Source organism: Mesorhizobium sp. M0659 (assembly GCF_040320605.1).
In the GTDB taxonomy this organism is placed as follows: Bacteria; Pseudomonadota; Alphaproteobacteria; order Rhizobiales; family Rhizobiaceae; genus Mesorhizobium.
In genome coordinates this window covers 326,279-351,202 of record NZ_JAMYPY010000005.1, presented here as the reverse complement: position 1 = coordinate 351,202, position 24,924 = coordinate 326,279, and the positions used below count along the sequence as shown (strand labels likewise).

Annotated in this window: 21 protein-coding genes; 5 read left to right on the top strand and 16 right to left on the bottom strand. The window is 63.6% G+C overall.

Translation table 11 applies throughout. The annotated features are described in order from the left end of the window. Window positions 1-253: 253 nt before the first annotated feature. From NKI31_RS11460 to NKI31_RS11445, 4 genes are all read right to left on the bottom strand, one after another. The gene (locus tag NKI31_RS11460; RefSeq protein ID WP_023687906.1) at window positions 254-1,531 is read right to left on the bottom strand and encodes an ABC transporter substrate-binding protein; all 1,278 of its coding nucleotides are present in this window, start codon (window positions 1,529-1,531) and stop codon (window positions 254-256) included. Between the two features lie 26 nt (window positions 1,532-1,557). Then, window positions 1,558-2,754, bottom strand: coding sequence for a PLP-dependent transferase (locus NKI31_RS11455; protein WP_023691355.1), 1,197 nt, complete (start codon window positions 2,752-2,754; stop codon window positions 1,558-1,560). Continuing rightward, window positions 2,751-3,485: a FadR/GntR family transcriptional regulator gene (locus NKI31_RS11450; protein ID WP_023691356.1), complete on the bottom strand. Its 735-nt coding sequence runs from the start codon at window positions 3,483-3,485 to the stop codon at window positions 2,751-2,753. The genes NKI31_RS11455 and NKI31_RS11450 overlap by 4 nt, the downstream gene beginning before the upstream one ends. A gap of 121 nt (window positions 3,486-3,606) precedes the next feature. Further along, a complete protein-coding gene (locus NKI31_RS11445) occupies window positions 3,607-4,314 on the bottom strand; it encodes a DJ-1/PfpI family protein (RefSeq protein ID WP_023691357.1) in 708 nt (235 codons plus the stop codon). An 86-nt stretch (window positions 4,315-4,400) separates the two neighbouring features. On the opposite strand from NKI31_RS11445, the gene NKI31_RS11440 reads away from it, so the two are divergent. Continuing rightward, window positions 4,401-5,348, top strand: coding sequence for a GlxA family transcriptional regulator (locus tag NKI31_RS11440; RefSeq protein ID WP_023685300.1), 948 nt, complete (start codon window positions 4,401-4,403; stop codon window positions 5,346-5,348). 62 nt (window positions 5,349-5,410) lie between these two features. On the opposite strand, the gene NKI31_RS11435 is transcribed toward NKI31_RS11440, so the two are convergent. The 4 genes from NKI31_RS11435 to NKI31_RS11420 all read right to left on the bottom strand — a co-directional run bounded on the left by NKI31_RS11435 (window position 5,411) and on the right by NKI31_RS11420 (window position 9,749). Next, complete coding sequence (locus NKI31_RS11435; RefSeq protein ID WP_352651518.1) at window positions 5,411-6,190, bottom strand: SDR family oxidoreductase; 780 nt, start codon at window positions 6,188-6,190, stop codon at window positions 5,411-5,413. A 25-nt stretch (window positions 6,191-6,215) separates the two neighbouring features. Further along, on the bottom strand, window positions 6,216-7,166 hold the full coding sequence (gene araH / locus NKI31_RS11430) for an L-arabinose ABC transporter permease AraH (RefSeq protein WP_352651517.1): 951 nt from the start codon (window positions 7,164-7,166) through the stop codon (window positions 6,216-6,218). Between the two features lie 11 nt (window positions 7,167-7,177). Beyond that, window positions 7,178-8,689 carry an L-arabinose ABC transporter ATP-binding protein AraG gene (gene araG, locus NKI31_RS11425; protein ID WP_352651516.1) on the bottom strand — a complete coding sequence of 504 codons (1,512 nt, stop codon included), beginning with the start codon at window positions 8,687-8,689 and terminating at the stop codon, window positions 7,178-7,180. Window positions 8,690-8,759: 70 nt separating this feature from the next. Next, complete coding sequence (locus NKI31_RS11420; protein ID WP_023668118.1) at window positions 8,760-9,749, bottom strand: arabinose ABC transporter substrate-binding protein; 990 nt, start codon at window positions 9,747-9,749, stop codon at window positions 8,760-8,762. 245 nt (window positions 9,750-9,994) lie between these two features. Here NKI31_RS11420 and NKI31_RS11415 point away from each other — a divergent pair, with 245 nt between their 5' ends. After that, window positions 9,995-10,684, top strand: coding sequence for a FadR/GntR family transcriptional regulator (locus tag NKI31_RS11415; RefSeq protein WP_245259915.1), 690 nt, complete (start codon window positions 9,995-9,997; stop codon window positions 10,682-10,684). Between the two features lie 7 nt (window positions 10,685-10,691). Beyond that, window positions 10,692-11,840: a galactonate dehydratase gene (gene dgoD / locus NKI31_RS11410; RefSeq protein ID WP_352651515.1), complete on the top strand. Its 1,149-nt coding sequence runs from the start codon at window positions 10,692-10,694 to the stop codon at window positions 11,838-11,840. A 364-nt stretch (window positions 11,841-12,204) separates the two neighbouring features. Here the strand turns inward: dgoD and NKI31_RS11405 are convergent, their stop codons facing one another. From NKI31_RS11405 to uxuA, 5 genes are all read right to left on the bottom strand, one after another. After that, a complete protein-coding gene (locus tag NKI31_RS11405; RefSeq protein WP_352651514.1) occupies window positions 12,205-13,857 on the bottom strand; it encodes an FAD-binding dehydrogenase in 1,653 nt (550 codons plus the stop codon). Window positions 13,858-13,904: 47 nt separating this feature from the next. Beyond that, complete coding sequence (locus tag NKI31_RS11400) at window positions 13,905-15,617, bottom strand: aldehyde dehydrogenase family protein (RefSeq protein ID WP_352651513.1); 1,713 nt, start codon at window positions 15,615-15,617, stop codon at window positions 13,905-13,907. Window positions 15,618-15,694: 77 nt separating this feature from the next. Beyond that, window positions 15,695-16,867, bottom strand: coding sequence for an alanine racemase (locus tag NKI31_RS11395; RefSeq protein WP_031207959.1), 1,173 nt, complete (start codon window positions 16,865-16,867; stop codon window positions 15,695-15,697). Next, window positions 16,864-18,153 (bottom strand): D-arabinono-1,4-lactone oxidase, encoded by a 1,290-nt coding sequence (locus tag NKI31_RS11390; protein ID WP_352651512.1) that lies wholly within the window; start codon window positions 18,151-18,153, stop codon window positions 16,864-16,866. The genes NKI31_RS11395 and NKI31_RS11390 overlap by 4 nt, the downstream gene beginning before the upstream one ends. A 201-nt stretch (window positions 18,154-18,354) precedes the next feature. Continuing rightward, window positions 18,355-19,539 (bottom strand): mannonate dehydratase, encoded by a 1,185-nt coding sequence (uxuA, locus tag NKI31_RS11385; protein ID WP_023704654.1) that lies wholly within the window; start codon window positions 19,537-19,539, stop codon window positions 18,355-18,357. 83 nt (window positions 19,540-19,622) lie between these two features. Here uxuA and NKI31_RS11380 point away from each other — a divergent pair, with 83 nt between their 5' ends. Then, window positions 19,623-20,408, top strand: a complete 786-nt coding sequence (locus tag NKI31_RS11380; protein ID WP_023681201.1) for an SDR family NAD(P)-dependent oxidoreductase — start codon at window positions 19,623-19,625, stop codon at window positions 20,406-20,408. Between the two features lie 49 nt (window positions 20,409-20,457). Here NKI31_RS11380 and NKI31_RS11375 read toward each other — a convergent pair whose 3' ends face one another. Then, window positions 20,458-21,294, bottom strand: a complete 837-nt coding sequence (locus tag NKI31_RS11375) for an amidohydrolase family protein (protein ID WP_352651511.1) — start codon at window positions 21,292-21,294, stop codon at window positions 20,458-20,460. Between the two features lie 67 nt (window positions 21,295-21,361). After that, window positions 21,362-22,891, bottom strand: a complete 1,530-nt coding sequence (locus NKI31_RS11370) for an MDR family MFS transporter (RefSeq protein WP_352651510.1) — start codon at window positions 22,889-22,891, stop codon at window positions 21,362-21,364. A 117-nt stretch (window positions 22,892-23,008) separates the two neighbouring features. Here NKI31_RS11370 and NKI31_RS11365 point away from each other — a divergent pair, with 117 nt between their 5' ends. Further along, the gene (locus tag NKI31_RS11365) at window positions 23,009-23,647 is read left to right on the top strand and encodes a MarR family winged helix-turn-helix transcriptional regulator (protein WP_023704652.1); all 639 of its coding nucleotides are present in this window, start codon (window positions 23,009-23,011) and stop codon (window positions 23,645-23,647) included. A 74-nt stretch (window positions 23,648-23,721) separates the two neighbouring features. Here NKI31_RS11365 and NKI31_RS11360 read toward each other — a convergent pair whose 3' ends face one another. After that, window positions 23,722-24,924, bottom strand: coding sequence for a mandelate racemase/muconate lactonizing enzyme family protein (locus tag NKI31_RS11360; RefSeq protein ID WP_023748098.1), 1,203 nt, complete (start codon window positions 24,922-24,924; stop codon window positions 23,722-23,724).

Here is a 24,924-nt window from a genome sequence, read left to right as displayed (position 1 = left end):
CTCCTGGAGGAGCGGATTGGCAACAAGCGTCGCCGTTCATTGGGGAACAGATGCCGGTCCACCCTCCGTAGCTGCAGCACAGCTGCTGCGGAGGACGGGCAGGCAGATGAGGGGCGGCGCCAGCCTTGGGGTGCTCGAGCTGCCCCTCATCCGGGCCTGTCTGTGCATGTCGTTGTCCCAAAACCGCTACGCACTTTTGGGCGACATGCATTCGGGCCACCTTCTCCCCGTAAACGGGGAGAAGGTGGAAGAACTACTTCTTGTTCTTGGCCAGCCAGTCCTGCTGTTCCTTGGTCAGGAACGCGGCCCATTGATCGGCAACGTCCTTGGCCGACTTCTGGCCGAGCAGCACTTCCTGGAAATTCTTGATCGCCACCTGGTCGACGAAATTGCCGAGGTTCTCCAGATGTGTCGGCGGCGTCACCATTTCATATTTGGAAGCGTCGCTGAGTTCGGTGAACCAGCCTTTGAACTGCTCGGTCTTGAAGTGGGCATCCTGGTCGGCGCCATTGTGGATCGGCACGACGCCGACTTCCTTGGCCCATTCGAGATTGTCCTTGGGCGACAACAGCGTCGCCATCAGCTTCCAGGCATCGTCCTTGTGCTGCGAATTGGCGAACATCGCCCAGCCGGCATAGCCCAGCGTCGGATAGGATTTGCCGCTTGGCCCCACAGGCAGCGGCGCCACTGCAAAATCGTCGGCACTCATCTTGTCGGCAATGCCGATCAGCGCATCCGGATCCTGGTTGAGCATGGCGCAGGTGCCGGAATAGAAGCCGGTGACGGTCTCGTTAAAGCCCCAGCTCACCGCATCCTTGGGCGCCAGCCCGTCCTTGTACATGTCGGCCAGCATCTGCAGGCCCTTGACCGAGCCCTCCTCGTTGATGGTCGAGGTGCCGTCCTCGTTGAAGTAGCCGCCCTTGCCAGCGGCGATGTTCATGAACATGTGCATGCCGTTGAAGGCGCCCGGCCCACCGCGCAGGCAATAGCCGTACTTGCCTGGAATGGCGGAGATCTTCTTGGAGTCGGCGATGAAGTCGTCGAGCGTCGCCGGCGGGCCGTCGAGACCGGCCTCCTTGAACAACTTCTTGTTCCAGAACAGCGCATTCACATAGTAGCCGTACGGGATCATGAACTGGGTGTTGTTGACGGTCGAGCCGAATTGCTTGGCGCGGTCGCCCAGCGTCTTGGCGTCGTCCCATTTGGCCATGTAAGGGCCGAGATCCTCGAGCTGGCCGTTGGTGGCGTACAGGCCCATCCAGCGCTCCGGCATCTCGACGATGTCGGGCGTATCGCCGGCCTGCACCATGGTGAGGAATTTCTCGAAAGCCTGCCCCCAGGGCAGCGAGACCACCTCGACCTTGACGCCGGCATTGGCGGCCTCGAACTCGGCGATCTGCTTCTTCAGGAATTCGGTGCGCTGCGGGCTGGTGATGACCTCGACCAGCTTGAGGGTGGTATCGGCCAGCGCGCCGCTGGCGGACATCGCCAGGCCGGCAGCGGTGGCAAGCATGATGCTCAGTCGTTTCATGTTCAGAACTCCCATTTTGAACCCAGTCATTTTTTTGCTTTGTCGAAGGCCTGGCCGATGTCGGCCCAGAGGTCTTCGACGCTTTCCAATCCGACATTGAAGCGGATGGTTCGGGGGCTGACGCCGAAGCGCGCCATCGAATTGAGACCCGGTGTCTGCTCGAGCGAGGCCTTTGCCGGCACGACCAGGCTTTCATGACCGCCCCAGCTGACGCCGATGCGGAAAAATTTCAGCGCATCGACGAAAGCGGGAATGTCGACATCCTCCGTCACCTCGAAGGAGAACAGCCCGGCATAGCCGGCAAGCGTCTTCTTGCCGGGATGGTTGGAATAGGCGGGATGATTGACCCGCTCGACCTTGTCATGCGCCTTCAAGCGCTCGGCGATGATGAGCCCACTCTTCATGTGATGCGGCAGTCTCAGCGGCAGCGTGCGCAGGCCGCGCAACAGCAGCCAGCCCTCGAAGGGCGACAGCTTTGCGCCGAGCTGCGAATAGGTCTGGTCGTTGATATGCTTGATGTGAGCGGCCGAGCCGGCCACCACGCCGGCGACGGTGTCGCTGTGACCGCCGAGATATTTCGAGGCGGAATGCAGCACCAGATCGACGCCGTGCAGGATCGGCTTCTGGAACACCGGCGTCGCCCAGGAATTGTCGATGGTGGTGACGATGCCCTGCTCTTTCGCCAGCCGCGTCAGATGTTCGAGATCCTGCAGCTCGAACGTCATCGAGGTCGGGCTTTCCAGGTAGAGCAGTTTGGCGCCGGGAAGAGCCGCGGCCACCGCATCCGGATCGGAGCCGTCGACATAGTCGACCTTGATGTGCAGGCGCGGGAACAACCGCTCGAACAGTCGGTAGGCGTCACCATAGCAGTTGCGCACCGCAACGATGCGCTCGCCGGCGCCGACAAAGGCAAGCAATGTCGCGCTGATCGCCGCCATGCCGCTGGAGAATCCGCGCGCGGCTTCCGCACCTTCGAGCGCTGCGACGCGTGACTCGAATTCCATCACCGTCGGGTTGTCGCCGCGCGAATAGATCGGCTGCTTCCTGCGCCCGGCAAAGGTGTCGGCCATGTCGGCATAGCTGGCGAAGGTGAACAGCGAGGTCTGGTAGATCGGCGGCACCACCGCATTGCCAGGGAACGGGTCGTCATGCGCCAGAAGCGTCGCCGCCTCGGCGAGATAGTCGCTGCCGGAAATGCCTGGGTCGAAGCTGTGCTCGTTCATGTGCGGACCGAAAGTTTGAGGTTGGCGGCGCCGCGCTTCAAATCGTCCTCGACCGTGGCGATCAGTTTCAGCGCTTCGGCCCGGGCGCCTTCCGGATCGTGCGCGGCGATGCAGTCGAACATGGTGCGGTGGTAGGGAAAGCTTGCGTGGCCGAAATCGCGCACGCCGAGCGGATGTTCCCAGAAGCGGTGGAACAGTTCGTGCATGGCGGCGATAATCTGCTCGAACAGCGGATTGCCGCAGGCGCGGTAGATCGCCTGATGGAATTCCCAGTCCTCTTCCGACGACATGCCGGCGCGGCTGAGAAACTCTTCCTCCATGATGTCGAGCTTGCGCTCGATCTCGGCGAGGTCGTCCCTGTCGGCACGAATGGCGCAAAGGGCGGCGGCTTCCGCTTCCAGCGCGCGGCGGATTTCCAGCGTGCGCATCAGGCCGGTGAAATCATTGCCGCCGGCAAGCGTCAGCGGCATGTGCAGCATGTCGAGCGAGACGGCGGCCTTGAGATAGGTGCCCGAGCCCTGCCGGCGCTCGACCAGGCCAAGCCCTTCCCAGCGCGTCAGCGCCTCGCGCACCGTATTGCGGCTGACCTTCAGACGCTCAGCGAGGATGCGTTCGGTCGGCAGCCTCTCACCGGGTTCCAGCTTCTCGCGCATGACGAAGCCGGCCAACGCCTTCAGCACCGCGTCGTCGCGGGCCGTCGTCTGGATCGGCGGAAGGCTGAATTGGGTCACCGGGGCTATTACCGAAGTGGTTCAATGGTCCAACCAATTTCTGCACAGACGAAGGGACCTGTCAACAGTGGAAACGCAGCAAGGCCGAAGGGCCAGGGGATGCACCTTCGGCCTTGCTGCTTCAGCCGTGGATGCGCGCCGGCGCAGCGGCGGCGCGAGCCTCGCGCCAGCGAGCGAAGATTGCCTCGCGAACCCGCCTCGAACCAGAGAGGCGCTTTTTTGCCTGCGCCAGCACCGCAGGCGACGCCTCGGCGGGCGTGCCGGACCGAAAGGGAGGAGCCGGGGCGTATTCGAGCGAGAGCTGCACGATCTCGGCCTCCTCCTGTCCAAGCAGCCTCGCAACCAGCGCCAGGCCGAAGTCGATCCCCGAAGTGACGCCGCCGGCGGTGATGAGCTTGCCGTCTTCGACGATACGCTCGTCGACCGGGATCGCTCCGAACTCCTCAAGGAAATCATGCGCATACCAGTGCGTGGTCGCGCGCTTGCCCCTCAGCAGTCCGGCCGCCCCAAGCACCAGGGCACCGCTGCAAACGGAGGTGATGTAGCGCACCTGCCCCGCGCGCTCCCACACGAAATCGAGGACTGTCTGGTCCTCCAGCAGCGCGTTGACCCCGCCCCCGCCAGGAATGCACAGCACGTCGAGGGGCCGGCAATCGTCAAAGGTCGCGGTTGGCGTCAGCGAGAGGCGCGTCGATGACGTCACCGGGTTGCGATCCTTCCAGATCAGTTCCACCTCGGCATCCTTGGCCGATGCCAGGACTTCGTATGGGCCGGTGAGGTCGAGTTGTTGGACGTCGGGGAATACGAGGATGCCGAAACGAAGGGGCATGGAAATCTCCGTGGGTTGACTTCCGGCAATCTACGGCATCATGGTTTGGCACGATTGCCATTCATCCCTCGCTTCGGGCCAAACCAATGCGCCGTATCGAAGTACTTGCCTATCCCGACATCCAGCTCCTCGACGTCAGCGGACCGCTGCAGGTCTTTGCCAGCGCCAATGATTTCAAAAGGCAGGCCGGCGAACCGGCTCCTTACGAGGTCGTGGTCGTCGCCGCCTCACCGCGCATCCGGACATCGGCCGGTCTCGTGCTGGAGGCAGCAGTGCTGCCAACCCACGGAGGTAAGATCGACACGCTGCTTGTCCCCGGAGGATGGGGCGTCAACGCGGCCTGCGACGATCCCGTGCTGGTCCAGTGGATCGCCGGTCGCTCGCGCGATGCCACCCGAACCGCTTCCGTCTGCAGCGGCGCCATGCTGCTGGCGACGGCTGGCCTGCTCGACGGCCGCCGCGCGGTGACCCATTGGGGACGCTGCGCGGAGTTCGCCCGGCGCTTTCCCGCGGTCCGGCTCGAACCCGATCCGATCTTCATCCGCGACGGCAATGTCTGGACATCCGCCGGCGTAACGGCGGGGATCGATCTCGCCCTCTCCCTCGTCGAGGCCGACCTTGGCAGGCACACGGCGCTCGGCGTGGCGCGCGAGTTGGTGGTCTTCCTGAAACGTCCCGGTGGCCAGGCGCAATTCAGCCAGACCCTCAAGCTGCAGCAAGGCGACGGACGCTTCGACCGGCTGCATGGCTGGATCCTCGAAAATCTGGCCGGTGACCTGTCGCTCACGCAGTTGGCCGACCACGCCAATATGAGCCCGCGCAGCTTCTCGCGGCGCTATCGCGAGGCCACCGGCCGGACACCTGCCCGCGCGATCGAGGAGATCCGGATCGAGGCGGCGCGGCGGATGCTGGAGCGGGGCCAGCCCGTCAACCAGACGGCCCGCCGCTGCGGTTTCGGCTCGGAAGAAACCATGCGGCGCGGCTTTCTGCGCGTGCTGGGCACCAACCCGCGCGCCTATCGCGAGCGTTTCTGATCGCTACGGCTTGCGCCATTAAGCCGGCGGTCGACGCCGTAGAAATAGAGCCTCTCCAGCGTTCAGGCGGGATGCTGTAGCTGGCTGAGCCCGCCATCGACGACGAGGGTCGCCGCGTTCATGAACGGGCACTCCTCAGAAATCATGAACACAGCGGCCAGCGCGATCTCGCGCGCCGAGGCGATGCGGCCGCCGGGATGCAGCGCCAGCGTCCTGGCGCGCGCCGCAACCGAATCGGCAAAACTGTTCCAATAGTCGGTCGCCTTCTGCGTCTCGACATAGCCGGGCGCCAGCGCGTTCACGCGCACGCCCTGCCCGGCATATTCCAGCGCCAGCGATTTGGTCAGCCCAAGCAGCGCGTGCTTGGCCACGGGATAGGGAAACGTGTGCGGAATGATGGTGAAGCTGTGCGTCGAGGCGATGTTGAGGATCGCGCCACCGCCATTTGCGATCATTGCCGGCAGCACCGCCTTGGCGCAGTTCCAGGCGCCTTTGACGTTGACATCGAAATTGCGATTCCACTCCTCCTCGGTCGCCTCGAGCGGCGTCGAGAACACATTCATCCCGGCATTGTTGATCAGCGCGTTGATCGGCCCGATCGCGTCGGTCGCCCGGCCGACGGCAGCGGCAATCGCGGCCCCGTCGCTGATGTCGGCTGCGGTATGTCCGACATGGCCCCGCGGTGCGGCAAGGCCGGCGACCGTTTTGTCCAGCAGCGCGCCGTCGCGATCGACCAGGAACAGCTTTGCCCCTTCGGCCAGGCAGGCCTCGGCGATGGCAACCCCGATGCCTTGCGCGGCGCCGGTGAGGAAGATGCGTTTGCCGGACAGGCGCTCAGCCATGGCTGTCACTCCACTGGAAGACGGATCAGCGCCGGCCCAGTGCCGACGAACGCAGATTGTCGAGCAAAACGGCAAGCAGCAGGATCACGCCGCGCACAATGTACTGGTAGAAGGCTGGGATGTTGAGCAGGTTCATGGCGTTTTCGGCAATGCCCATGATCAGCACGCCGACGATGACGCCCGACATGGTGGCGCGGCCGCCGGCAAGCGAGACGCCGCCGAGCACGCAGGCCGAGATGACCGAGAGTTCAAGCCCGACCGCCGCATTGGGCTGGCCCGACGTGATGCGCGAGGCCAAAAGGATGCCGGCGATGCCACAGACCACGCCTTGCAGAGCAAAGATCCAGATGCGCGTCCAGTCGACATTGACGCCCGCCAGGCGCGAGGCCTCCGGGTTGCCGCCGATGGCCAGCGTGTTCTTGCCGAAGACGGTACGATTGAGGACAAAACCGAAGATGCAGAACAGCACGGCCAGGACCCAGACCGGCGTCGGAATGCCGAACAGCTTGGATAGCGCCAGCTGGTAGAAATCCGGGCTGTTGATGCCGACGGCGCGGCCATCGGATGCGATCAGCGCAAGGCCGCGCACGATCTGCATGGTGGCAAGCGTCGTGATCAGCGCGTTGATGCGGAATTTGGCGATGACGACGCCATTGATGAAGCCGACGAAGGCGCCGCAGGCGATTGCCGCGAGAAGCCCGAGCAGGATCGAACCGGTATAGTTCGACGCCATTACCGCGACCATTCCGGCAAAGGCGACGATGGAGCCGACCGAGAGGTCGAAGTCACGCGCGGCAAGGCAGAACATCATCGTGCAGGCGACAATGCCGACGGTGACCACCGACTGCAGCAGGCCGAGCACGTTGCGGTCGGTGAGGAAGTTCGGCACCAGCAGCGACACCAGCACGAAGGCGACGATGAAGATGACGACGAGGCCCTGTTCGCCGAGCAGGATCTTCTTCAACTGATCGGTCATGGTAAAGATCCTCAGGATGCGATCGCGTCGGGGGGTTTCTGATCGGGAAGAGCAGCGGCCAGGATCGCTTTTTCGGCGAACTGGTCGCGGGCGAGTTCGGCGCTGATGCGCCCGCCGCACATCACCAGGATGCGGTCGCAAATGCCCATCACTTCCGGCAGTTCGGACGAGACGACGACGATCGCCATGCCGTCTTCGGCAAGCTGGTAGAGCAGTTCGTAGATTTCCGCTTTGGCGCCGACATCGATACCGCGTGTCGGCTCGTCGACGATAAGCACGCGCACGCCCTGCTCCGACAGCCAGCGGCCGAGAATGACCTTCTGCTGGTTGCCACCGGAGAGGTTGATGATGTCCTGCTTGCGCGACGGCGTGCGCACCTTGAGCTTCTTGATGAAGGTCTCGGCGGTGGCGATCTCGCTGGCGCGGTTCAAGATTCCGAAGCGTGTGTGATGACGCCGCGACGAGATGTTGATGTTCTCCTCGATCGAGCGGCCCTGGATGATGCCGTCATGCTTGCGGTCTTCCGAGCACAAAACGATCCCGGCGCGGATCGCGTCATGCGGATCGGTGGCATGCACGACCTTGCCATCAATGGTAATGGTGCCACCTGAGCGCGGGTCGGCGCCGAACACCAGCCGCATCAGTTCCGAGCGCCCCGCGCCGATCAGGCCGAAGAAGCCGACGATCTCGCCCGCCCTCGCCTCGAAGCTGGCGGGCGTCGTCAGTTTTACTCCGCAAACAGCGTCGACCTTCAGCCGGACATCGCCGGCCGGGCGTGGGCGAAACCCCCAGATATCGGAGATTTCGCGGCCGACCATTTCGGCGACGACCTGGTCGCGTGTGACGTTTTTCAGCGACGCATGGTGCGCCGCGAGCTTGCCGTCGCGCAGCACGGTCAGGCTGTCGCAGAGGCGGAACACTTCGTCCAGCCGGTGCGAGACATAGATGATGACCTTGCCCTCGCCGCGCAGGCGGTCGATCAGGGCAAACAGGATTTCGCTTTCGCGCGACGACAATGACGAGGTCGGCTCGTCCAGAGCGATGACGCGCGCGTCGAGCATGATCGCCTTGGCGATCTCGACCATCTGCCGTTCGCCGATGGACAGCGTCTTGACCTTGCGGCTGATATCGAGGTCGATGCCCGCCGATTTCAGCTTGGCGCCGACGTCTTCCAGCATTCTGGCGCGGGCGATGATGCCGGCGTTGGTGGGGAAGCGGCCGAGGCTGAGGTTTTCGGCAACAGTGAGCTCAGGAACCAGCTGCAGTTCCTGGTGGATGACGATGACGCCATTGTCGAAGGCATCTCGCGTCGTTGCATAGGCTTGCATCTTGCCGTCGATGAGGATCTCGCCGTCATCGGCATGCTGGTCGCCGGACAGGATCTTGATCAGCGTGGATTTGCCGGCGCCGTTCTCGCCCATCAGGCCGTGCACGGCGCCCTTGTGGACGCCGAACGAGACGTCCGACAGCGCCTTGACGCCCGGATAGGTCTTGGTGATTTCCGAGAAGTCGAGAAAGGACATGGGGCGCCTATCCTTTTGCCATGCCAAACAGGCGGCGACTGTGAGCCGCCGCCTGTTTGTACAGGGAGGATTATTCGATGCCGAGACCCTTGCGGACCGTCTGGTAGTCGTCGCGCTTGGCCAGCGCACCGGCGGTCAGGATGAGCTTCTCGGGTTCCTTGTTGTTGGCGACCCAGTCATACATGTTGAGCGCAGTCTCGTAGCCGTGACGCTTCGGCGAGATGATCACCGTGCCGACGAAGCCGGTGGCGGTCGGCTTCTTGAACTCGTTGATCGCCGAATCCGCGCCGCCAATGCCGACGCCGATCACGTTTTCGGCCGGGATGCCGACGCTTTCGGAAGCGCGCACGGCGCCGAGAACGGCTTCGTCGTTGAGGCCGAAGGAGACCCACTTCTTGATGTCGGCATGGGCGTTGAGTACCACCGTCGCTGCATTGAGCGCAGCCTCGGTATCGGTCTTGGCCTGCGGCGCGTCAAAGATGTTTTCGGCCTTGAAGCCGTTGGCCTTCAGCACCGAAATGGCGCCTTCGACCCGGTCGACGGCGGTCGGCAACTGATCATAGGAGACGCGGATGGCGCCGACCTCGTCGGCCTTCCAGCCGCGCGCCTTCATTTCGTCGACGATCGCCTGGCCGACGGCCTCGCCGATCTTGGTCGCCGAAATGCCCATATGCGGCACGTCTTCCAGCGCCTTTCCGTCTGCGCCGACCAGACGGTCATCAACCGTCATCAGCTTGAGATTGTTGGCGGCGGCCTTGGCGACGATGCCGGGGCCGAGCTTCACATCAGGCGTGCAGACGATGAAGCCTTGCGCGCCCTGCGCGCCGAGATTGTCGATCGCCGACATCAGCTTCTCACCGTCCTCGGCGCCGATCTTGACCAGGGTAAAACCCTTCTCCTTGGCGGCCTGGTCGGCGAACTTCCATTCGTCCTGGAACCACGGCTCCTCGGGCTGTTTGACGATAAAACCTATCTTGGTGTCCTGAGCATATGCAGCGATGGTCGTGACGGACAGCACGGCAAGGGCGCCCGCGACGAGCGCGGTCTTCAGAAGTCGCATGATTACCTCCCAGCGATGGCCGGGCGCTCAGCCCGGATGCAGAGTCTCTAATTCTTTTTATCATACTCGTCAATTGATCTGGTATGATAATTGAGCTACATGCTCTGACCAGGGATCGCTGGCGCAAATCATCCGCATCCGGTAAGACCGGGGACGCGAGATCAGTGGTTTCGCCGCCTTGGAGGAGGGCTGAGGTGACCGAAACTTCGAAGAAGGCATCAGGCGACACCCGCCGCCCGCGCGTCATGCCCGATGTGACCAAGGCGCTTGCCTCAGACATCTTTTCCGGACGCTATCCCGCCGGCTCGTCTCTGCCGACCGAAAACGAACTCGGCGTCGAATATGGCGTCAGCCGCACCGTCATCCGCGAGGCGCTGAAGGTGCTGGCCGCCAAGGGGCTGGTGCTGTCGCGGCCGCGCATCGGCACGGTTGTATGTGAACAGGACAACTGGAACATCATCGACCCGCAGGTGCTGGCCTGGCACGCGCCGCATGCGCTGGACGACAAATTGTTCGACGCCATCCTCGAAACGCGCCGCGCCATCGAACCTCTGGTAGCTGAACTGGCGGCGACTCGTGCGACGCTGCAGGAGATCGCCGATCTCGAAGCCGCCTGGCGCGGCATGGCCAATGCCGGCGAGGATCTCGCCGCCTTCTCGCGCTCGGACATCACCTTCCACCAGATCGTCTATGCCGCGAGCCACAACCCGATCTTCCGCCAGATCGGCAATCTGATCGACACCGGGCTGAAATTCTCGCTCGAAGCAACGGCGACCATTTCGCTCGCCCGGCGCATGGAAGCGGTGGCGGCGCACCGTGAGGTGGTCGAGGCGCTGCGCATGCGCGATGCCGCGGCGGCGCGTGCGGCGGCAGGCCGGATCCTCGACCTTGCGGCGCGCGACCTGGTCAGCGCCAAGAAACTCAAGAACAACTGAGACCAGCATGAAAATCATCTCGCTCACCACCTACATCGTCCCGCCGCGCTGGCTGTTCCTGAAGATCGAGACTGATGCCGGCGTTACCGGCTGGGGCGAGCCTGTGGTCGAAGGCCGTGCGCTGACGGTCGAGGCAGCGGTCAAGGAACTTGGCGATTATCTGATCGGCAAGGACCCGCGCCTGATCGAGGACCATTGGACGGTGATGCATCGCGGCGGCTTCTACCGCGGCGGGCCGATCCTGATGAGCGCCATTGCCGGCATCGACCAGGCGCTGTGGGACATCAAGGGCAAGGCGCTCGGCGTGCCTGTGCACGAACTGCTCGGCGGCAAGCTGCGCGACAGCATCAAGGTCTATTCCTGGATCGGCGGCGACCGGCCGGCGGAAGTGGCTGATGGCGCCAGGGAAGTGGTGGCGCGCGGTTTTCAGGCGCTGAAGATGAATGGCACCGAGGAACTGCAGATCGTCGACAGCCATGACAGAATAGATGCGGCTGTCGAACGAGTCGCCATGGTGCGCGAGGCCGTTGGGTCCAACATTGGCATCGCCGTCGATTTCCACGGCCGCGTCCACCGGCCGATGGCGCGCATGCTGGTCAAGGAGTTGGAACCCTACCGGCTGATGTTCATCGAGGAGCCGGTGCTGAGCGAAAATCGCGAGGCGCTGAAGGAGATCGCCGCCCTCGGCTCGACGCCGATCGCACTCGGCGAGAGGCTCTACAGCCGCTGGGATTTCAAATCGGTGTTCGAACAGGGCGCCGTCGACATCATCCAACCAGACCTGTCGCATGCCGGCGGCATCACCGAATGCCGCAAGATCTCAGCGATGGCCGAGGCCTATGACATTGCGGTGGCGCCCCACTGCCCGCTCGGCCCGATCGCGCTCGCCGCCTGCCTGCAGCTCGATGCCGTCAGCTACAACTGCTGCATCCAGGAACAGAGCCTCGGCATCCACTACAACGCCGCAAACGATTTGCTCGACTATGCCGCCAACAAGGACGTCTTCCGCTACGAGGATGGCTATGTCGCAATCCCCGATGGTCCCGGCCTCGGCGTCGAAATCGACGAGGACTACGTCAAGGAACGCGCCAAGGAAGGCCACCGCTGGCGCAACCCGGTCTGGCGTCACAAGGACGGCTCCTTCGCCGAGTGGTAGCCCGGCCGACCTTGCGGCCAGGCCTTCAGGACCTCGGGTTCGATTTCGCGGTGGCGCCAGCGTAACGCAGGCCTCTGATGGGCCGCAGCGCCGAGCACCAGCGCATGGGAACCGTCGGCGCCGGCAAGCCGCAACTGGCTGACCGCCTGGGTTGCGGCAAGCAGCGGCGTCAAAATTTTCGACGCATGGCAAGAGACCGACGCCTGCAAGTAAATGCAACCGGAATACATATTTTAACTAGCAGTGGTTGCTTGCAAACATCACGCTGGTTGATGCCTTTGACATCCGATCGAAAGCAGTCGCTATCCATGGAATATGGCGGATGTCCTGTTCTCATCGACCTTTTCTTGGCCCGCCAGCCGCGTCACCTGCCCGCGGCGTGCCGGCCTGCGTTCCTGCCGGAGAAGATGCAGCTGCCGAGAAATGTCCCTTCCAGCGCATTGTAGCCGTGATAGCCGCCGCCACCGCCGCCGGCCACCTCGCCTGCCGCATAGAGCCCGGCAATGGGCGCGCCATTGCCATCGAGAACCTGCGAATTGAGATTGGTGTGCAGGCCGCCCAGCGTCTTGCGCGTCAGGATGTTGAGGCGCACCGCGATCAGCGGCCCGTGCCTGGGGTCGAGTATCTTGTGCGGCTTGGTCACCCGGAAGATCTTGTCGCCGATGTAGTTGCGGGCGCCGCGGACGGCTGTGACCTGCGCATCCTTGGTATAGGCATGGTCGACCTCGCGATCGCGCGCCACGATCTGCGCCTTGAGCCGGTCATAGTCGAGCAGATTGTCGCCTGACAGCGCGTTCATGCCGGCGACCAGGTCGGCCAGGTTGTCGCGGACGACGAAGTCCTCGCCCTTTTCCAGGAACGCTGCCACCGATGGTGGCGCCTTGCCGCCGCGCCGGTTCTTCAGCACGGCCCGCCAATCCTTGGCCGTAAAGTCTAGGTTTTGCTCCGAACCCGACAGCACGAACTCCTTCGAAGCGATCGTCTTGCTCAGCACGAACCAGGAATAATCGTGTCCCGTCGACAGGATACGCTTCAAGGTGCCGAGCGAATCGAAGCTCGGGAAGAACGGCGCCTCCATGCGTTGTCCCAGAGCATCGAACCATAGCGGCGACGGCGCCGACAGGATGCGGATGCCGTGGTTCGGCCAGATCGGATCCCAGTTCTTGATCCCCTCGACATAGTGCCACATGCGGTCGGCGTTGATGACGGCCCCGCCGGCGTCCTGGGTGATCGCCACCATGCGGCCGTCGACATGGTGCGGCACGCCGGCAACCATACGCTTCGGCGCTGGCCCCAGCCGCCGGACCGGCCAGACCTTGCGAACCAACTCATGATTGCCGCCGATGCCGCCGGAGGTGACGATCACGACACCGGCCGAAAGGTCGAAATCGCCGACGGCCGTGCGGCTCGACTGCTTGCCGCGCTCGACATCGGATGCCTCCAGGATTTCGCCCGCGACGCCGGTGACCGCGCCGTTGGTCTTGATCAGCCGGCTGACCTGATGACGGAATTTCAAAGTGATCAGCCCTTTGGCGACGTGCTCGCGCACGCGCCTTTCGAACGGCGCGACCACGCCCGGCCCAGTGCCCCATGTCAGGTGGAAGCGCGGCACTGAATTGCCGTGGCCATTGGCCAGCGCGCCGCCGCGCTCGGCCCAGCCGACCACCGGCCACCAGCGCATGCCCATGGCGTAGAGCCACGGCCGCATCTCGCCGGCGGCGAAATCGACATAGGCTTCCGCCACTTTCCTTGGCCAATGGTCCTCGGGCCGGTCGAACTGGGCAGAACCCAGCCAATCCTGCCAGGCGAGGTCGCGGCTGTCCTTGATGCGCAGGCGGCGCTGCTCGGGCGTGTTGACCAAAAAAAGGCCGCCGAGCGACCAGAATGCCTGGCCGCCGAGAAAACCGCCACCCTCTTGCTCGACGATGATGACGCGCTTGCCGGCATCGCCGAGTTCCGCAGCTGCGGCCAGGCCGGCCAGCCCGCCGCCAACGATGATTGCATCCGCGTCAGCCATTGTCGTAACTCCTGCCCGGCTTTGTTTTTGATATCGGATGCTCATTGCTAGCCGCGCAGCGCGTTCCAGATGATGCGCGGCAGCTTCATGAGGCTCGGCCGGTAGTTGAAGTCGGTGATCAGGCGGCCGACCATGTGTGCCCTTTTGTGGGTCAGGAACCAGGCCGGCTTCGGCATGATGCGGAACGGCGCTTCGAGCACGCTGCGTTCCGGTTTGTCGAACAAATAGGTGTTGTGGACGACGCCGATGCCGCTCTGCACATCGTCGAGCGTGTGGCCAGGGAAAGCACCCCAGGTCGGGCGCAGCAGCGCGAACAGAACACCGCTCCAGGAATTGATGCCGATGCCGCCATAGCGCAGTTCGGCAACGATTTCCTCGAAGCGCTGCCGGCCGATCTCGGCGATCGTCCTGGGATGGATGAGGATGTTGGCGGCAAGCGTGCCGTGCAGCTTTTCATTGGCGTAGGCGACAGCGGCGCGCAGATAGGATTCCGCATTGCCCGCCGGCAGCCGCATGACGCTGAGCGCCGGCGCGAACACCTCGGCATTTTCGAGATAGGCGTCCGTGCCCGACCGGAACGGCACCACAACGCAGGCAGGCCCGCCAGGCCGCTCGAATTTTTGTACCGTGTCGGCATGCGCCTCGAAGGCGGCGAGGCGCTCGGTCGCGCCAGGGTAATAGGCCGGGCGCGACGGGGCTTTCTGCATCACCTTTCCGAGTGCCGCCAAAAGCGCGTCGGATTTGTCCCAGTTCTCGGGCAGAACCAGCATCTGGCAGGCGATGCAGTTGAAGCCGGAATTGTTGAGCTTCTGGGTGGCGATCAGTTCGGCGTGGTAGGCGATATCGGCATCCGACCACGGACCGGGCACCACGATGGTCGGTGCCACGCCGCCAAGCTCAGAGGTGATACGCCGGCTGTTGCGCGGCGTGCCCGCCGCCTTGTTCTTGCGGCCCTCCTCGCCAGGCCCCCAGACGATCGCGTCATGCGAGGCGGCGGCACCGGTGATGTGGATGTCGTCGACGAGATCGTGGTTGCACAGATACGCGCCGACATCGGCGCCGCCGCGCACGATGCGCAGCGCACCGAATTCGATCAGCGGCCGCAGCGCCGGCCGCAGGAAATCGATCAGATAGTCGTTGACCGGGTTCATCTTGAGCAGAACCACCTGGTGCTCGACCAAAAGCTTGTGCAGGCAGTCGAGCGGCGCGATCGAGGCGAAATTGCCGGCGCCGAGCACGAGGCCGATCTTGCCCTTGCGGCTGGTGCGCGGCGCGTCATAGGCCGATGCGGTGTTTGCGGCTAGGTTCGCCTTGGTCACGCCGGGCTGCATCCAGATCTCGGCCTTCAGCCCGGTGAACAACACCTTGTCCCAGAGCGAATTCGGAACCACCATCACCGCCACCTGTCCGCTAGGCAAGGTGCGGACCGGCAGTCTGTCGAGAAACTTCTTGCCCTCCATCAGGCTGAGCGTGTGGATGAACTGGTTGCAGCCATCCATCAGCGCCGCCGGGCCAGCCAGCCATTCTTCGCCTTCCAGCGGCGAGCCGGTCGGGATGCCCTTCTTGCGCGTCGCGGTTTTGACCCACGCCTCGGCGACCTCGCGGATGTGATCCTTGACCTGCCGCAGCAAGGCGATCCGCTCGCCATTCGAGGTCTGCGCCCAGTCGTCCTTCCTGGCGTCGAGATCGGTGAGGGCGAGGTCGAGTTCGGCTGCCCATTCAGGCTGCACGGGCTGAGTTTTGACTGCCTTGGCGACCATCCTATCCTCCTCCACTTCGGTCTCTTTGTTTGACGCAACTCCGGACGGAACCGCTTCACACTTTTCCTGGAATTGCTCTACGAAAACGGCAGTGCGGCCCATTGCTCGACGAATTTCCCGCCGGAATAGACCTGGATCGAACTGAACTGCTGTAGCACGAATTCGCTCTGGGTCGGACGCAGGAAGGCGTAGTCGTCAGGCCCGACATTGACGTTGTCGGGCAGCGCCATGAATTGCTGATTGGTCGAAAAGCCGAACGTCTTGTCGGTCTTCATCCCCACGGGATGGACGGGCTTCGCCATCCATTTTCCGCCATAGAGAAAACAGCCGCGCCGCGGCAACAGCCCGAGCTTCTGCAGCAGCCAGGAGCGCTGGTCGAGGCCCGGCGCCTGGACATCGACCACTTTCAGGATCGGCGTCGCGATGAATGCGGCAGGCCGCAATTGGCTGAGGCTCGGCACATCGAAATCGGTCGGCAGCATAAAAGCCGATCCGATGGACAATTCATTGGCGCCGACCCAGCTGTCATAGAGCAATGCGGTGCTGCTGCCGCCAAGATTGAGGATCTTGCGCTGGTCGGCGGCAAGGCAAGCGACATACTGGCGAAACAGGCTGATCGCCTTGACGCGCGCCTTGGCCGGTCCTCCCAGCAGTTTGGGGATATGGCCGATATGCGCCTCGTAGGCCATGACGCCTTCGCATTTCAGCCGCGGGTAATTCGCCAACGCGGAAACTGCCCGGGCCAGTGAGTCGGGATCGCTGATACCGCCGCGATGAAGGCCGACATCGACCTCGAAGCAGACGCGCAGCTCGCGGTCGAGCTCGGCGGCAAGCGAGCCATAGGCGGCCAGCCGCTCCTCGGTATCGATCAGCCAGACGATGCGCGACGTAGCTTCGCCGAGCCCGGCGAGAACGCCCTTCGTCAGCGCGTGCCTGGCGCCGGCAACCGGCATCGGCTTGCCCAACAGGAGATCGACTTGGGGAAACACTTTCAGCATCTCGGCGCTGATCGGCAGATGAAAGGTCATCAGCCTGTCGGTCGCAAACGCCGCGCGGATATGGTCGATCAGCGGCAGGCATGGCAGCGACTTGTCGACGAGGCGCAGATCGAGGCCCGTGGCGAACTTCGCCTTGATCGCAGCGATGTTGTGATCGAGCCGGTCGAGATCGAGCACCAGGCAAGGCTGAAAGATCCCGGCTGCCCTGAGCGCGCCCGACATTTCCGCGAAATAGGTGTCGGTCAGGCTCATGCCGCGACGCCGAGCAGCCTGGCAATATAGGGCGACACGAAGCGGTTGTCCGGGTCCATCTCGCGGCGGACCGCCATCGCATCGTTCCAGCGCGGATAGAGCGCGCTCAATTCCCTTGATGTCAGGCTGTGCATCTTGCCCCAATGCGGGCGGCCGCCGCGCCTCCTGAAGATCGGCTCGGCGGCGTTGAAGAACGCCATCGGATCGCGCTCGACGCCGTGATGGATGGCGATGGAACAGGTTGGGCGCTTGTAGAAGGGGCTGAGCCAGACATTGTCGGGCGCGACGACGCGCACCTCCATCGGAAAATAGACCTCTGGAAACCGCGTCTCGAGCAGCGCAATGATTTCGCTGAGTGCGGCCGCCCCTTCCTCGAACGGCAGGTGGTATTCCATCTCGTTGAACTTGACGTTGCGCTCGGAGGTGAAGACCTTCAGCCACTCCTCGATATAATCCTCGGCCGGCACCTTGGCGAAGGCCGAGCCGATGAGACGGCGGCGCAGCCAAGGGAGCCAGCTGAGATAGTCGCGCAGTTTTCTCAGCGTCGTCACCGCATCGTCGTCTTCCGTCGGCGGACGCACCGTCGCCGGCGCCTCGGTGATGTCGCTGGCAATCAGCAGCGCCTGGCCGGAAAACGGCACATAGTAGAACTCGGCCGAACGATGCGCCGTCATGGTGCTTTCGAATTGCGCAAGCACATCGGCAATCGGCGCCGTCCAGCGGCGGTGCCGCATCCGGTAACTCGCCACGTTGCGGATCGTCACTTCGGTGACGGCGCCGAAAGCGCCGAGCGAAGCGCCCATGGCTTCGATCATGTCGGGGCTCTTGGCACGGTCGAACTCTTTCAGCGCGCCACGCCCGTCGACGATCTGCATCGCCTCGAGCTGGGTATGGTAAGCGCCGAGCGTGATGCCCGAGCCGTGGGTGGCGGTGCCCAGCGCCCCGCCGAACGCCTGCTTGTCGATGTCGCCCATGTTCGGCAGCGCCTGGCCGACGCCGTGCAACAGCTTTGCCAGCGCGCCGATCTTGGTGCCGGCGCCGACCCGCGCCGTCAGTTTTTCGGGATCGTGCGACCTCAGGCCCTCGAAGCGGTCGAGCGACAGGATGGTGCCGTCATTCTTGACCAGCGGCGTAAAGGAATGGCCCGTGCCGACAAATCGAACTGGTCCCGGCGCGTTGCGAATGGCACCACTCAGCTCATCGAGACTCTGCGGTTCGGCAAAAGCCTGCGGCGTGGCCGTGACATAGCCCGACCAATTGCTCCACTGGCTGATAGCCTCTCCCACGATGCCTCCCTGGGGCGCCGGCTTTGCCGGTCTTTCTCCTAGCGCTAGATAATATGATACATAGTCAGCTTTTTCGGATATGATACATTGTCAGCTTTCTGTCAACCTGGCAATCGGAGGTGTCTTGCGTCCGCGCCGGCCGCATTATCTACAGCGACGCACGCTGAGCCGGCGTCGGCATTGAACGCAGTCGTTGCCCCTTCAAGCCAGCCCAAACGTTTCCACGGCCCGCATGATGCCGCGCAATTCGGCCAAGCCCTTCAGGCGGCCGATCAGCGAGTAGCCGGGATTGATCCTTGTCTTGCCGATATCGTCGGCGAGCAGGTGGCCATGGTCCGGCCGCATCGGGATTTGCCAGTCGGCGCGGCCCTCCTTGCGGCGGCGCGCCTCCTCCTGCATCAGCGCCAGGATGACATGCGCCATGTCGGTGCCGCCTTCGAGATGCTCGGCCTCGTAGAACGAGCCGTCATCCTCGATGGTGATGTTGCGCAAATGGGCGAAGTGGATGCGGTCGGCGAATTCCTTGACCATGGCGACGATGTCGTTGTCGGCGCGCGTGCCGTAGGACCCGGTGCAGAACGTCAGCCCATTGGCCTGGCTGTCGACGGCATTGAGAATGAAACGCGCATCCTCGGCGGTCGAAACGACGCGCGGCAGGCCGTAGAGCGAAAACGGCGGATCGTCGGGGTGGATACACATGCGCACCCCCTCCTCTTCCGCCACCGGAATGATCTCGCGCAGGAACCACGCGAGGTTGTCGCGCAACTCCTTCGGCCCGATCCCGTCATAGTCCGCAAGCGCCTCGCGAAAACTGTCGCGGTCATACTTGCGCTCTGTAGCCGGCAGGCCGGCGATCAGATTGCGCTCGATCTGGTCGATCTTCTCGGGCGGCAATTCCTTCAGCCGCGCTTCCGCCTGCGCAATACGCGCCGGCGTGTAGCTGTCAGCTCCGTTCTTGCGCTTCAGCACGAACAGATCGTAGGCGGCGAAATCAACGGCATCAAAACGCAGGGCGTAGCCTGTCGTCGGCAGACGGCAGGCTAGATCGGTGCGGGTCCAGTCCACCACCGGCATGAAATTGTAGCAGATCGTGGCGATGCCGGCCTTGGCCAGCGCGCGGATCGAATCGCGGTAATAGCCGGCATAGCGCTCGCGTTCCTGCGCGCCGATCTTGAAGGAATTGTGGACCGGAATGCTCTCGACGACCGACCAGGTCAGTCCTGCTTCCTGGATAATGCGCTTGCGCTCCAGCACTTCGGCCTCAGGCCACGCCCGGCCGTCATAGATATGGTGGAGCGCCGAGACCACGCCGGTGGCGCCCGCCTGCTTGACATGATCGAGCGTCACCGGATCATCGGGCCCATACCAGCGCCAGCATTGTTCCATTTTCGGCTTTCCTTCTGCGAGAGGTTGGCAACTTATTGTTGGACCTCGATGGGAGTCGATAGAAAATGGAAGAGTTTTTAGAAATGATGGATTTCGACGGCAAGGTCGCCCTGGTGACGGGGACGACCGGCATTGGCCTGGCAACCGCCAGACGCCTTGCGGCCGGTGGCGCCGCAATCATCGCCTGCGGCATCGACCGCAGCGCCAATGCGGCGATGAAAGCGCAACTGGAAAGCGCTGGAGCTGCGGTGCTGGTCATCGAAACCGATGTGTCCATCTCCGACCAGGTGCGCGACGCGGTGGCGGCTGGCGTCGCAAGGTTCGGCGGCCTTGATGTCATCGTCAATTCAGCCGCCGTCCATCCCTATGGCACGGCGACGACCACCGACTGGGAAACCTGGAACCGAACGATGACGGTCAATGTCGGCTCGATCTACCTGACCGCGCATTTCGGCATTCCGGAAATGATCAAGCGCGGAGGCGGCGCCATCGTCAACGTCGCCTCGGTGCAGGGCTTTGCCTGCCAGCAGAACGTCGCCGCCTATGCCACGACCAAGGGCGCCATCCACACGCTGACGCGCTCGCTGGCGCTCGACTACGCGGCATCAGGCATCCGCGTCAATTCGGTCAGCCCGGGCTCGATCCGCACGCCGATCCTGGAGAAGGCTGCGCGCGGTGACGGCGGCAGCGATGCCGATGTCGAAGAGGCCTACAAGCGCTTCGGCGCGGCGCATCCGCTCGGCCGTATCGGTGAACCGGAGGAAGTGGCGGAACTCATCGCCTTCCTGTGCTCGTCGAAGGCCGGTTTCTGCACCGGCGCGGACTACAGGATCGATGGCGGCCTGACGGCAGGTATTGGCGTGAAGTAGCGCTATGATGGCGTTCTGCGCGCTTGCAGGCAATCGGTGTCCGACCGCGCTACAGCTTCCACATCCGCTTGGCATTGCCCGACAGCAATTTCGTCCTCTCCTCAGGGCTGGCGCCCGCGATCAGCGCGTGTGTCGCCGCCACCCAGGTGGCAAGGCCACCGCCAAGCGTGCACACCGGCCAGTCGCTGCCCCACACGACGCGGTCCCAGCCGAAAATGCCGATCGTGTGCTCGACATAGGGGCGCAAGGTCTCGACGGTCCATGAGCCGGCATGGGCATAGGCGACGACGCCGGAGATCTTGCCGATGACATTGGGACGCCGCGCGATCTCGGTCATATGCTCGCGCCACGGATGTTCCGCACTGGCCTTGATGTCGGGCACGCCGCAATGGTCGAGCACGAACTGCACATCCGGCGCCAGATCAGCGAGCGCAACCGCCCTTGGAATCTGATGCGGCAGGACGACGAGGTCGAAGGTCAGGCCTGTGCCGGCAAGCCGCTTGATGTTTTCGCGAAACAGCGCGCTGTCCGAAAGCTCGTCCGGCATGACGTGCAGCACGCGGCGGAACCCCTTGACGAAGGGATCGGCCTGCTGGCGCTCGAGATAGGCGGCGAAACCGGCCTCCTCCGGGCGGCAGGAGGCGATCGCCCCGCGCAACAGACTGCCCTTCTCCAGCGACTGCGCCTTCACATGGCTGGTCTCGGCCTGGATGTCGGCTTCATCGACATCGACCTCCATGTGCAGCGCGGCCTCGATGCCGGCGCGGCGGGCCTGGATCGCGTATTCCGCATGCGGGAAATCGCGGTTGAGCGCCGGCACGCCGCCAAGCCAGGGATAGCGCAGCGCCGACAGGTCGATCAGGTGCAGATGGGTGTCGATGATCATGGCTGTCCTCCTCGGTGATTTCAGATCATCGCCAAATGCCTAAGCCCAGCGCATGACATACTCTGGCTCAGGCCCGCTTCGGGATCTCTTTGTCCTCGAGCAGCAGCGTCAGCCCCATGGCGACGAAATAGAGCGCCGCCACCCAGATGAACATCACGTTGAAGCCACTGGAGTAATGGTCGAGCACCACTTCGCGGATCGCGCCCGGCAGGCTCGATGCGAGGTGCGGCGTCAACCCGTTCAGGCCACCCGGCAGCAGGGCGGCGGCGTCTGCAGGAAGCTCGGCTGTCTGCCGGTTCAGCGCCCAGATCATCACCGCGCCGTTCAGCGCCAGTCCGAGCGATGCTCCGAGCGTCCGCGCCTGGGTGATCAGCGATGTCACCGCGCCGATATCCTGCAGCGGTGCTGCCGCCTGGATCGCCACGATCAGCACCTGGAACTGCAGACCCATGCTGATGCCGAACACTGCCATCATCGTCGCCAGCACCCAGATCGACGTGTGCTGGTTGGTGAGGACGAAGCCCAGCATCAGAAACCCGCCAATACCCATGGCGACCACCGGCATCCATTTGTAGCGGCCGGTTGCCGCGATCACCCGCCCGGCCACGATCGAGATGACCATCGATGTCAGCGACGCCGGCAGGAACAGGAAGCCGACTTCGGCCGGGCTGAGACCCGTCAGCGTCTGCATGTAGAGGGCGAAATAGAAGAACATGCCCAGCGTCACCGTTCCGGCGACCAGCGACACGCCCGAGACGATGCTGACCGTCGAATTGCCGAACAGCCGCAGAGGTACGATCGGCTCTTCGGCCCGCCGCTCGACCATGACGAACAAGGTGATGGCGCCTAGTGCCAGCAGCGGCAGCGCGAAGGTGATGAGGTCCGGTCCGCTGGGGTCGAGCACGTGGTAGCCCCAATAAACAATCGCCGTCGTGCCGGTGGCGAGCAGCGCGCCGCCGAGATAGTCGATGCGGTGCCGTTTTTCGTTGAACCGGCTGCGCATGGCGAAGGCCAGCACAGCCAGCACGATGATCCCTATCGGCAGATTGACCAGGAACACCCAGCGCCAGCCGAACAGGCCGGTGATGTAGCCGCCGGCCAACGGGCCGAGCACTGATGACAGCGCGAACACCGCCGAACTGTAGCCCTGGTATTTCGCGCGGTCGCGCGGCGAAAACAGTTCGCCGATCATGGCGAAGGCCGAGACCATCAAGCCGCCACCGCCGATGCCCTGCAGCACGCGCGCGGCGATCAGGCTCTCCATCGACCAAGCCATGCCGCAGACCAGCGAGCCCACCAGGAACAAGCCGATCGCCGTCAGCACGACATTCTTGCGGCCATACATGTCGCCAAGCTTGCCGTAGAATGGCGAGACCGCGGCGGTCGAGAGCAGGTAGGCGGCACCGACCCAGCCAAACAAATGCAGATTGCCGAGTTCGCCGGCAATGGTGGGCAAGGCGGTGACGACGATCTGCATGTCGATGGTGGCCATGAACATGGCGACCAACGCGCCGAAATAGACGATCAAGGTCGTAAGGTCGGGCCTGGCTTGGGCCTCCACGGGCCGCGCATCCGGCAGCGTCTGCTCGACAGTCATCGGTGTCTCCGTAACTTGGGGCGCGATTTATGTGCCCGCAACCAGGAGGTGTCAACCAGATATGTGCGCGTAGCATATAATTGACATCTACATATAATCTTGCTAACGCGCTATGGGATGAGCAGCAACGCATCCGGCAGTCCGGACCGATTTCCAGCCCTGTTCCAGACGCGCGGCGACCGGGATCTCGCCGATCTGGCGCGCGGCAGCGGCCTGTCCGAACCGGCGGCCGAGGCCGTGGCCGCCATCGATGCGGTAATGAGCAAGGTGCGTCGCTCTATCCAGCGCCGCAACTTCGGCCGCATGATCCTGGCGCGCGTAGACCCTTCGCTGGAAGTGAGCCATCTCGATGCGATCGGCGCCATCGCGAACAATCCGGTTTTCAGCGATAACCAGCAGGACGAGGTGACGGTTGGCGTCATCGCCGAGCGCCTCGAGATCGACCCGTCGCGCGCCAGCCGCATCTCTGCCGACCTCGTCGAGCGCGGCTATGCGTGCCGTGTCGCATCGCAACGCGATGCCCGGCGCATCTGCCTCAAACTCACCGCCAAGGGCGAGCGCTTGGTGGCGGCGGTGCGCCAGACCAAATGGCGGATTTTCGCCGGCTCACTGGCACAATGGGATGAGCAGGACCTGGTAACGTTCGCCACCTTGCTGGAACGCTTCGCCGGTTGGACCATGGACGAAACCGGGATGAAAAGATCTGCCGACGCCGTCAAGCAGTTGATGGACGAGATGCTGCCCGAAACGAAATAGGCGGCACCGCGTGGACGCTAACCCATGTATGCGAGCCCTTCGATAGCCCTTGCCGCTCAGGTCGCGTCGGATCGTTATCGGTCGAAGAAACCGGCGTCCTCTTCCGCAAGGTACTTCTTCGCTGCTTCGGCATCGATGTCGACACCCAGTCCCGGCGCTTCGAGCAGGTCGATCATGGAGTCCTTCACGATCTGCCCCTTGGGCAGGCCGATGACGATGTCCTCCCACCACGGGTCGGAGGCGCTGGGATATTCGAAGGCGATGTAGTTGGCCGGCAGCGTGGCGCAGACATTGATCAGCGCGCCGAGGCCCAGCAGGCCGTTCGCCGTGCCGTGCGGCGCCATCATGATGGAGTGCATATAGGCGTGTTCCGCCACCCATTTGAGCTCGGCGATGCCGCCGATATCGGCGGGGTCCGGACCGATGACACGGACCGCCTGGGTCTCGATCAGTTCCTTGAAGTTATGGCGCAGGTAGATCTGCTCGCCGGTGTGGATGGGGGTGGACGTCGATGTGGTGAGTTCGCGGTAGGCCTGCGGATTGACCCACGGCACGTAGTCGCCGGTCAACATGTCCTCCAGCCACATCAGATTGTATTTTTCCACCGCCTGCGCGAAGCGGATGGCGTCCGGCAGGAACCAGCCGGGGCCGCAATCCAGCGCCAGCGAGACCTTGTCGCCGAGCACCTCCTTCATGGCGATGACGCAGTCGATCATATGCGCCATGCCGCGCTCGCTGATCTGCCCCTGGTCCATCGCGCCGTGATAGGTCGGCGGCTGGCGCACGCCGTAGTGGAAGTCGGGCACGGTGGTCTTCATGTTGGAATGGAAGGAGATGCCCTGCTTGACCATGAAGAAACCTTCCGGCCGCTCCATCATCCATTTGACGTCGGCCGCGTAATCCTCCGGCCTGTCGCCGGTGCGCTTCTTGCGGATGGAGCCGTTGTAGACCCGCACCTTGTCGCGCACCTTGCCGCCGAGCAGCTTGTAGACCGGGACGCCGGCGGCCTTGCCGGCGATGTCCCACAGCGCGTGCTCGATGGCGCTGACGGCGGCGCCGTAGGGCTTGAACGAGCCGCGCTGGCGGATCTTCAGCATGCAACGTTCCACATCGGTCGGGTCCTCGCCGATCAGCGCGTCGCGGAAATGCAGCACCCAAGGTTTCAGATAAGGCTTGGTGTACTCGACCTCGCCGAGGCCATACAGGCCCTCGTCGGTAACGATGCGCACGATGGGGTGCCTGCCGATGACGGCGCACCTGAGATCGGTGATCTTCAT

Bases quoted from the DNA above. Each gene is read 5' to 3' on its own strand.
- NKI31_RS11460 (WP_023687906.1), bottom strand. From the start codon at position 1,531: ATGAAACGACTGAGCATCATGCTTGCCACCGCTGCCGGCCTGGCGATG.
- NKI31_RS11455 (WP_023691355.1), bottom strand. From the start codon at position 2,754: ATGAACGAGCACAGCTTCGACCCAGGCATTTCCGGCAGCGACTATCTC.
- NKI31_RS11445 (WP_023691357.1), bottom strand. From the start codon at position 4,314: ATGCCCCTTCGTTTCGGCATCCTCGTATTCCCCGACGTCCAACAACTC.
- NKI31_RS11440 (WP_023685300.1), top strand. From the start codon at position 4,401: ATGCGCCGTATCGAAGTACTTGCCTATCCCGACATCCAGCTCCTCGAC.
- NKI31_RS11435 (WP_352651518.1), bottom strand. From the start codon at position 6,190: ATGGCTGAGCGCCTGTCCGGCAAACGCATCTTCCTCACCGGCGCCGCG.
- araH (WP_352651517.1), bottom strand. From the start codon at position 7,166: ATGACCGATCAGTTGAAGAAGATCCTGCTCGGCGAACAGGGCCTCGTC.
- araG (WP_352651516.1), bottom strand. From the start codon at position 8,689: ATGTCCTTTCTCGACTTCTCGGAAATCACCAAGACCTATCCGGGCGTC.
- NKI31_RS11420 (WP_023668118.1), bottom strand. From the start codon at position 9,749: ATGCGACTTCTGAAGACCGCGCTCGTCGCGGGCGCCCTTGCCGTGCTG.
- NKI31_RS11415 (WP_245259915.1), top strand. From the start codon at position 9,995: ATGCCCGATGTGACCAAGGCGCTTGCCTCAGACATCTTTTCCGGACGC.
- dgoD (WP_352651515.1), top strand. From the start codon at position 10,692: ATGAAAATCATCTCGCTCACCACCTACATCGTCCCGCCGCGCTGGCTG.
- NKI31_RS11405 (WP_352651514.1), bottom strand. From the start codon at position 13,857: ATGGCTGACGCGGATGCAATCATCGTTGGCGGCGGGCTGGCCGGCCTG.
- NKI31_RS11400 (WP_352651513.1), bottom strand. From the start codon at position 15,617: ATGGTCGCCAAGGCAGTCAAAACTCAGCCCGTGCAGCCTGAATGGGCA.
- NKI31_RS11395 (WP_031207959.1), bottom strand. From the start codon at position 16,867: ATGAGCCTGACCGACACCTATTTCGCGGAAATGTCGGGCGCGCTCAGG.
- uxuA (WP_023704654.1), bottom strand. From the start codon at position 19,539: ATGGAACAATGCTGGCGCTGGTATGGGCCCGATGATCCGGTGACGCTC.
- NKI31_RS11380 (WP_023681201.1), top strand. From the start codon at position 19,623: ATGATGGATTTCGACGGCAAGGTCGCCCTGGTGACGGGGACGACCGGC.
- NKI31_RS11375 (WP_352651511.1), bottom strand. From the start codon at position 21,294: ATGATCATCGACACCCATCTGCACCTGATCGACCTGTCGGCGCTGCGC.
- NKI31_RS11370 (WP_352651510.1), bottom strand. From the start codon at position 22,891: ATGACTGTCGAGCAGACGCTGCCGGATGCGCGGCCCGTGGAGGCCCAA.
- NKI31_RS11365 (WP_023704652.1), top strand. From the start codon at position 23,009: ATGAGCAGCAACGCATCCGGCAGTCCGGACCGATTTCCAGCCCTGTTC.
- NKI31_RS11360 (WP_023748098.1), bottom strand. From the start codon at position 24,924: ATGAAGATCACCGATCTCAGGTGCGCCGTCATCGGCAGGCACCCCATC.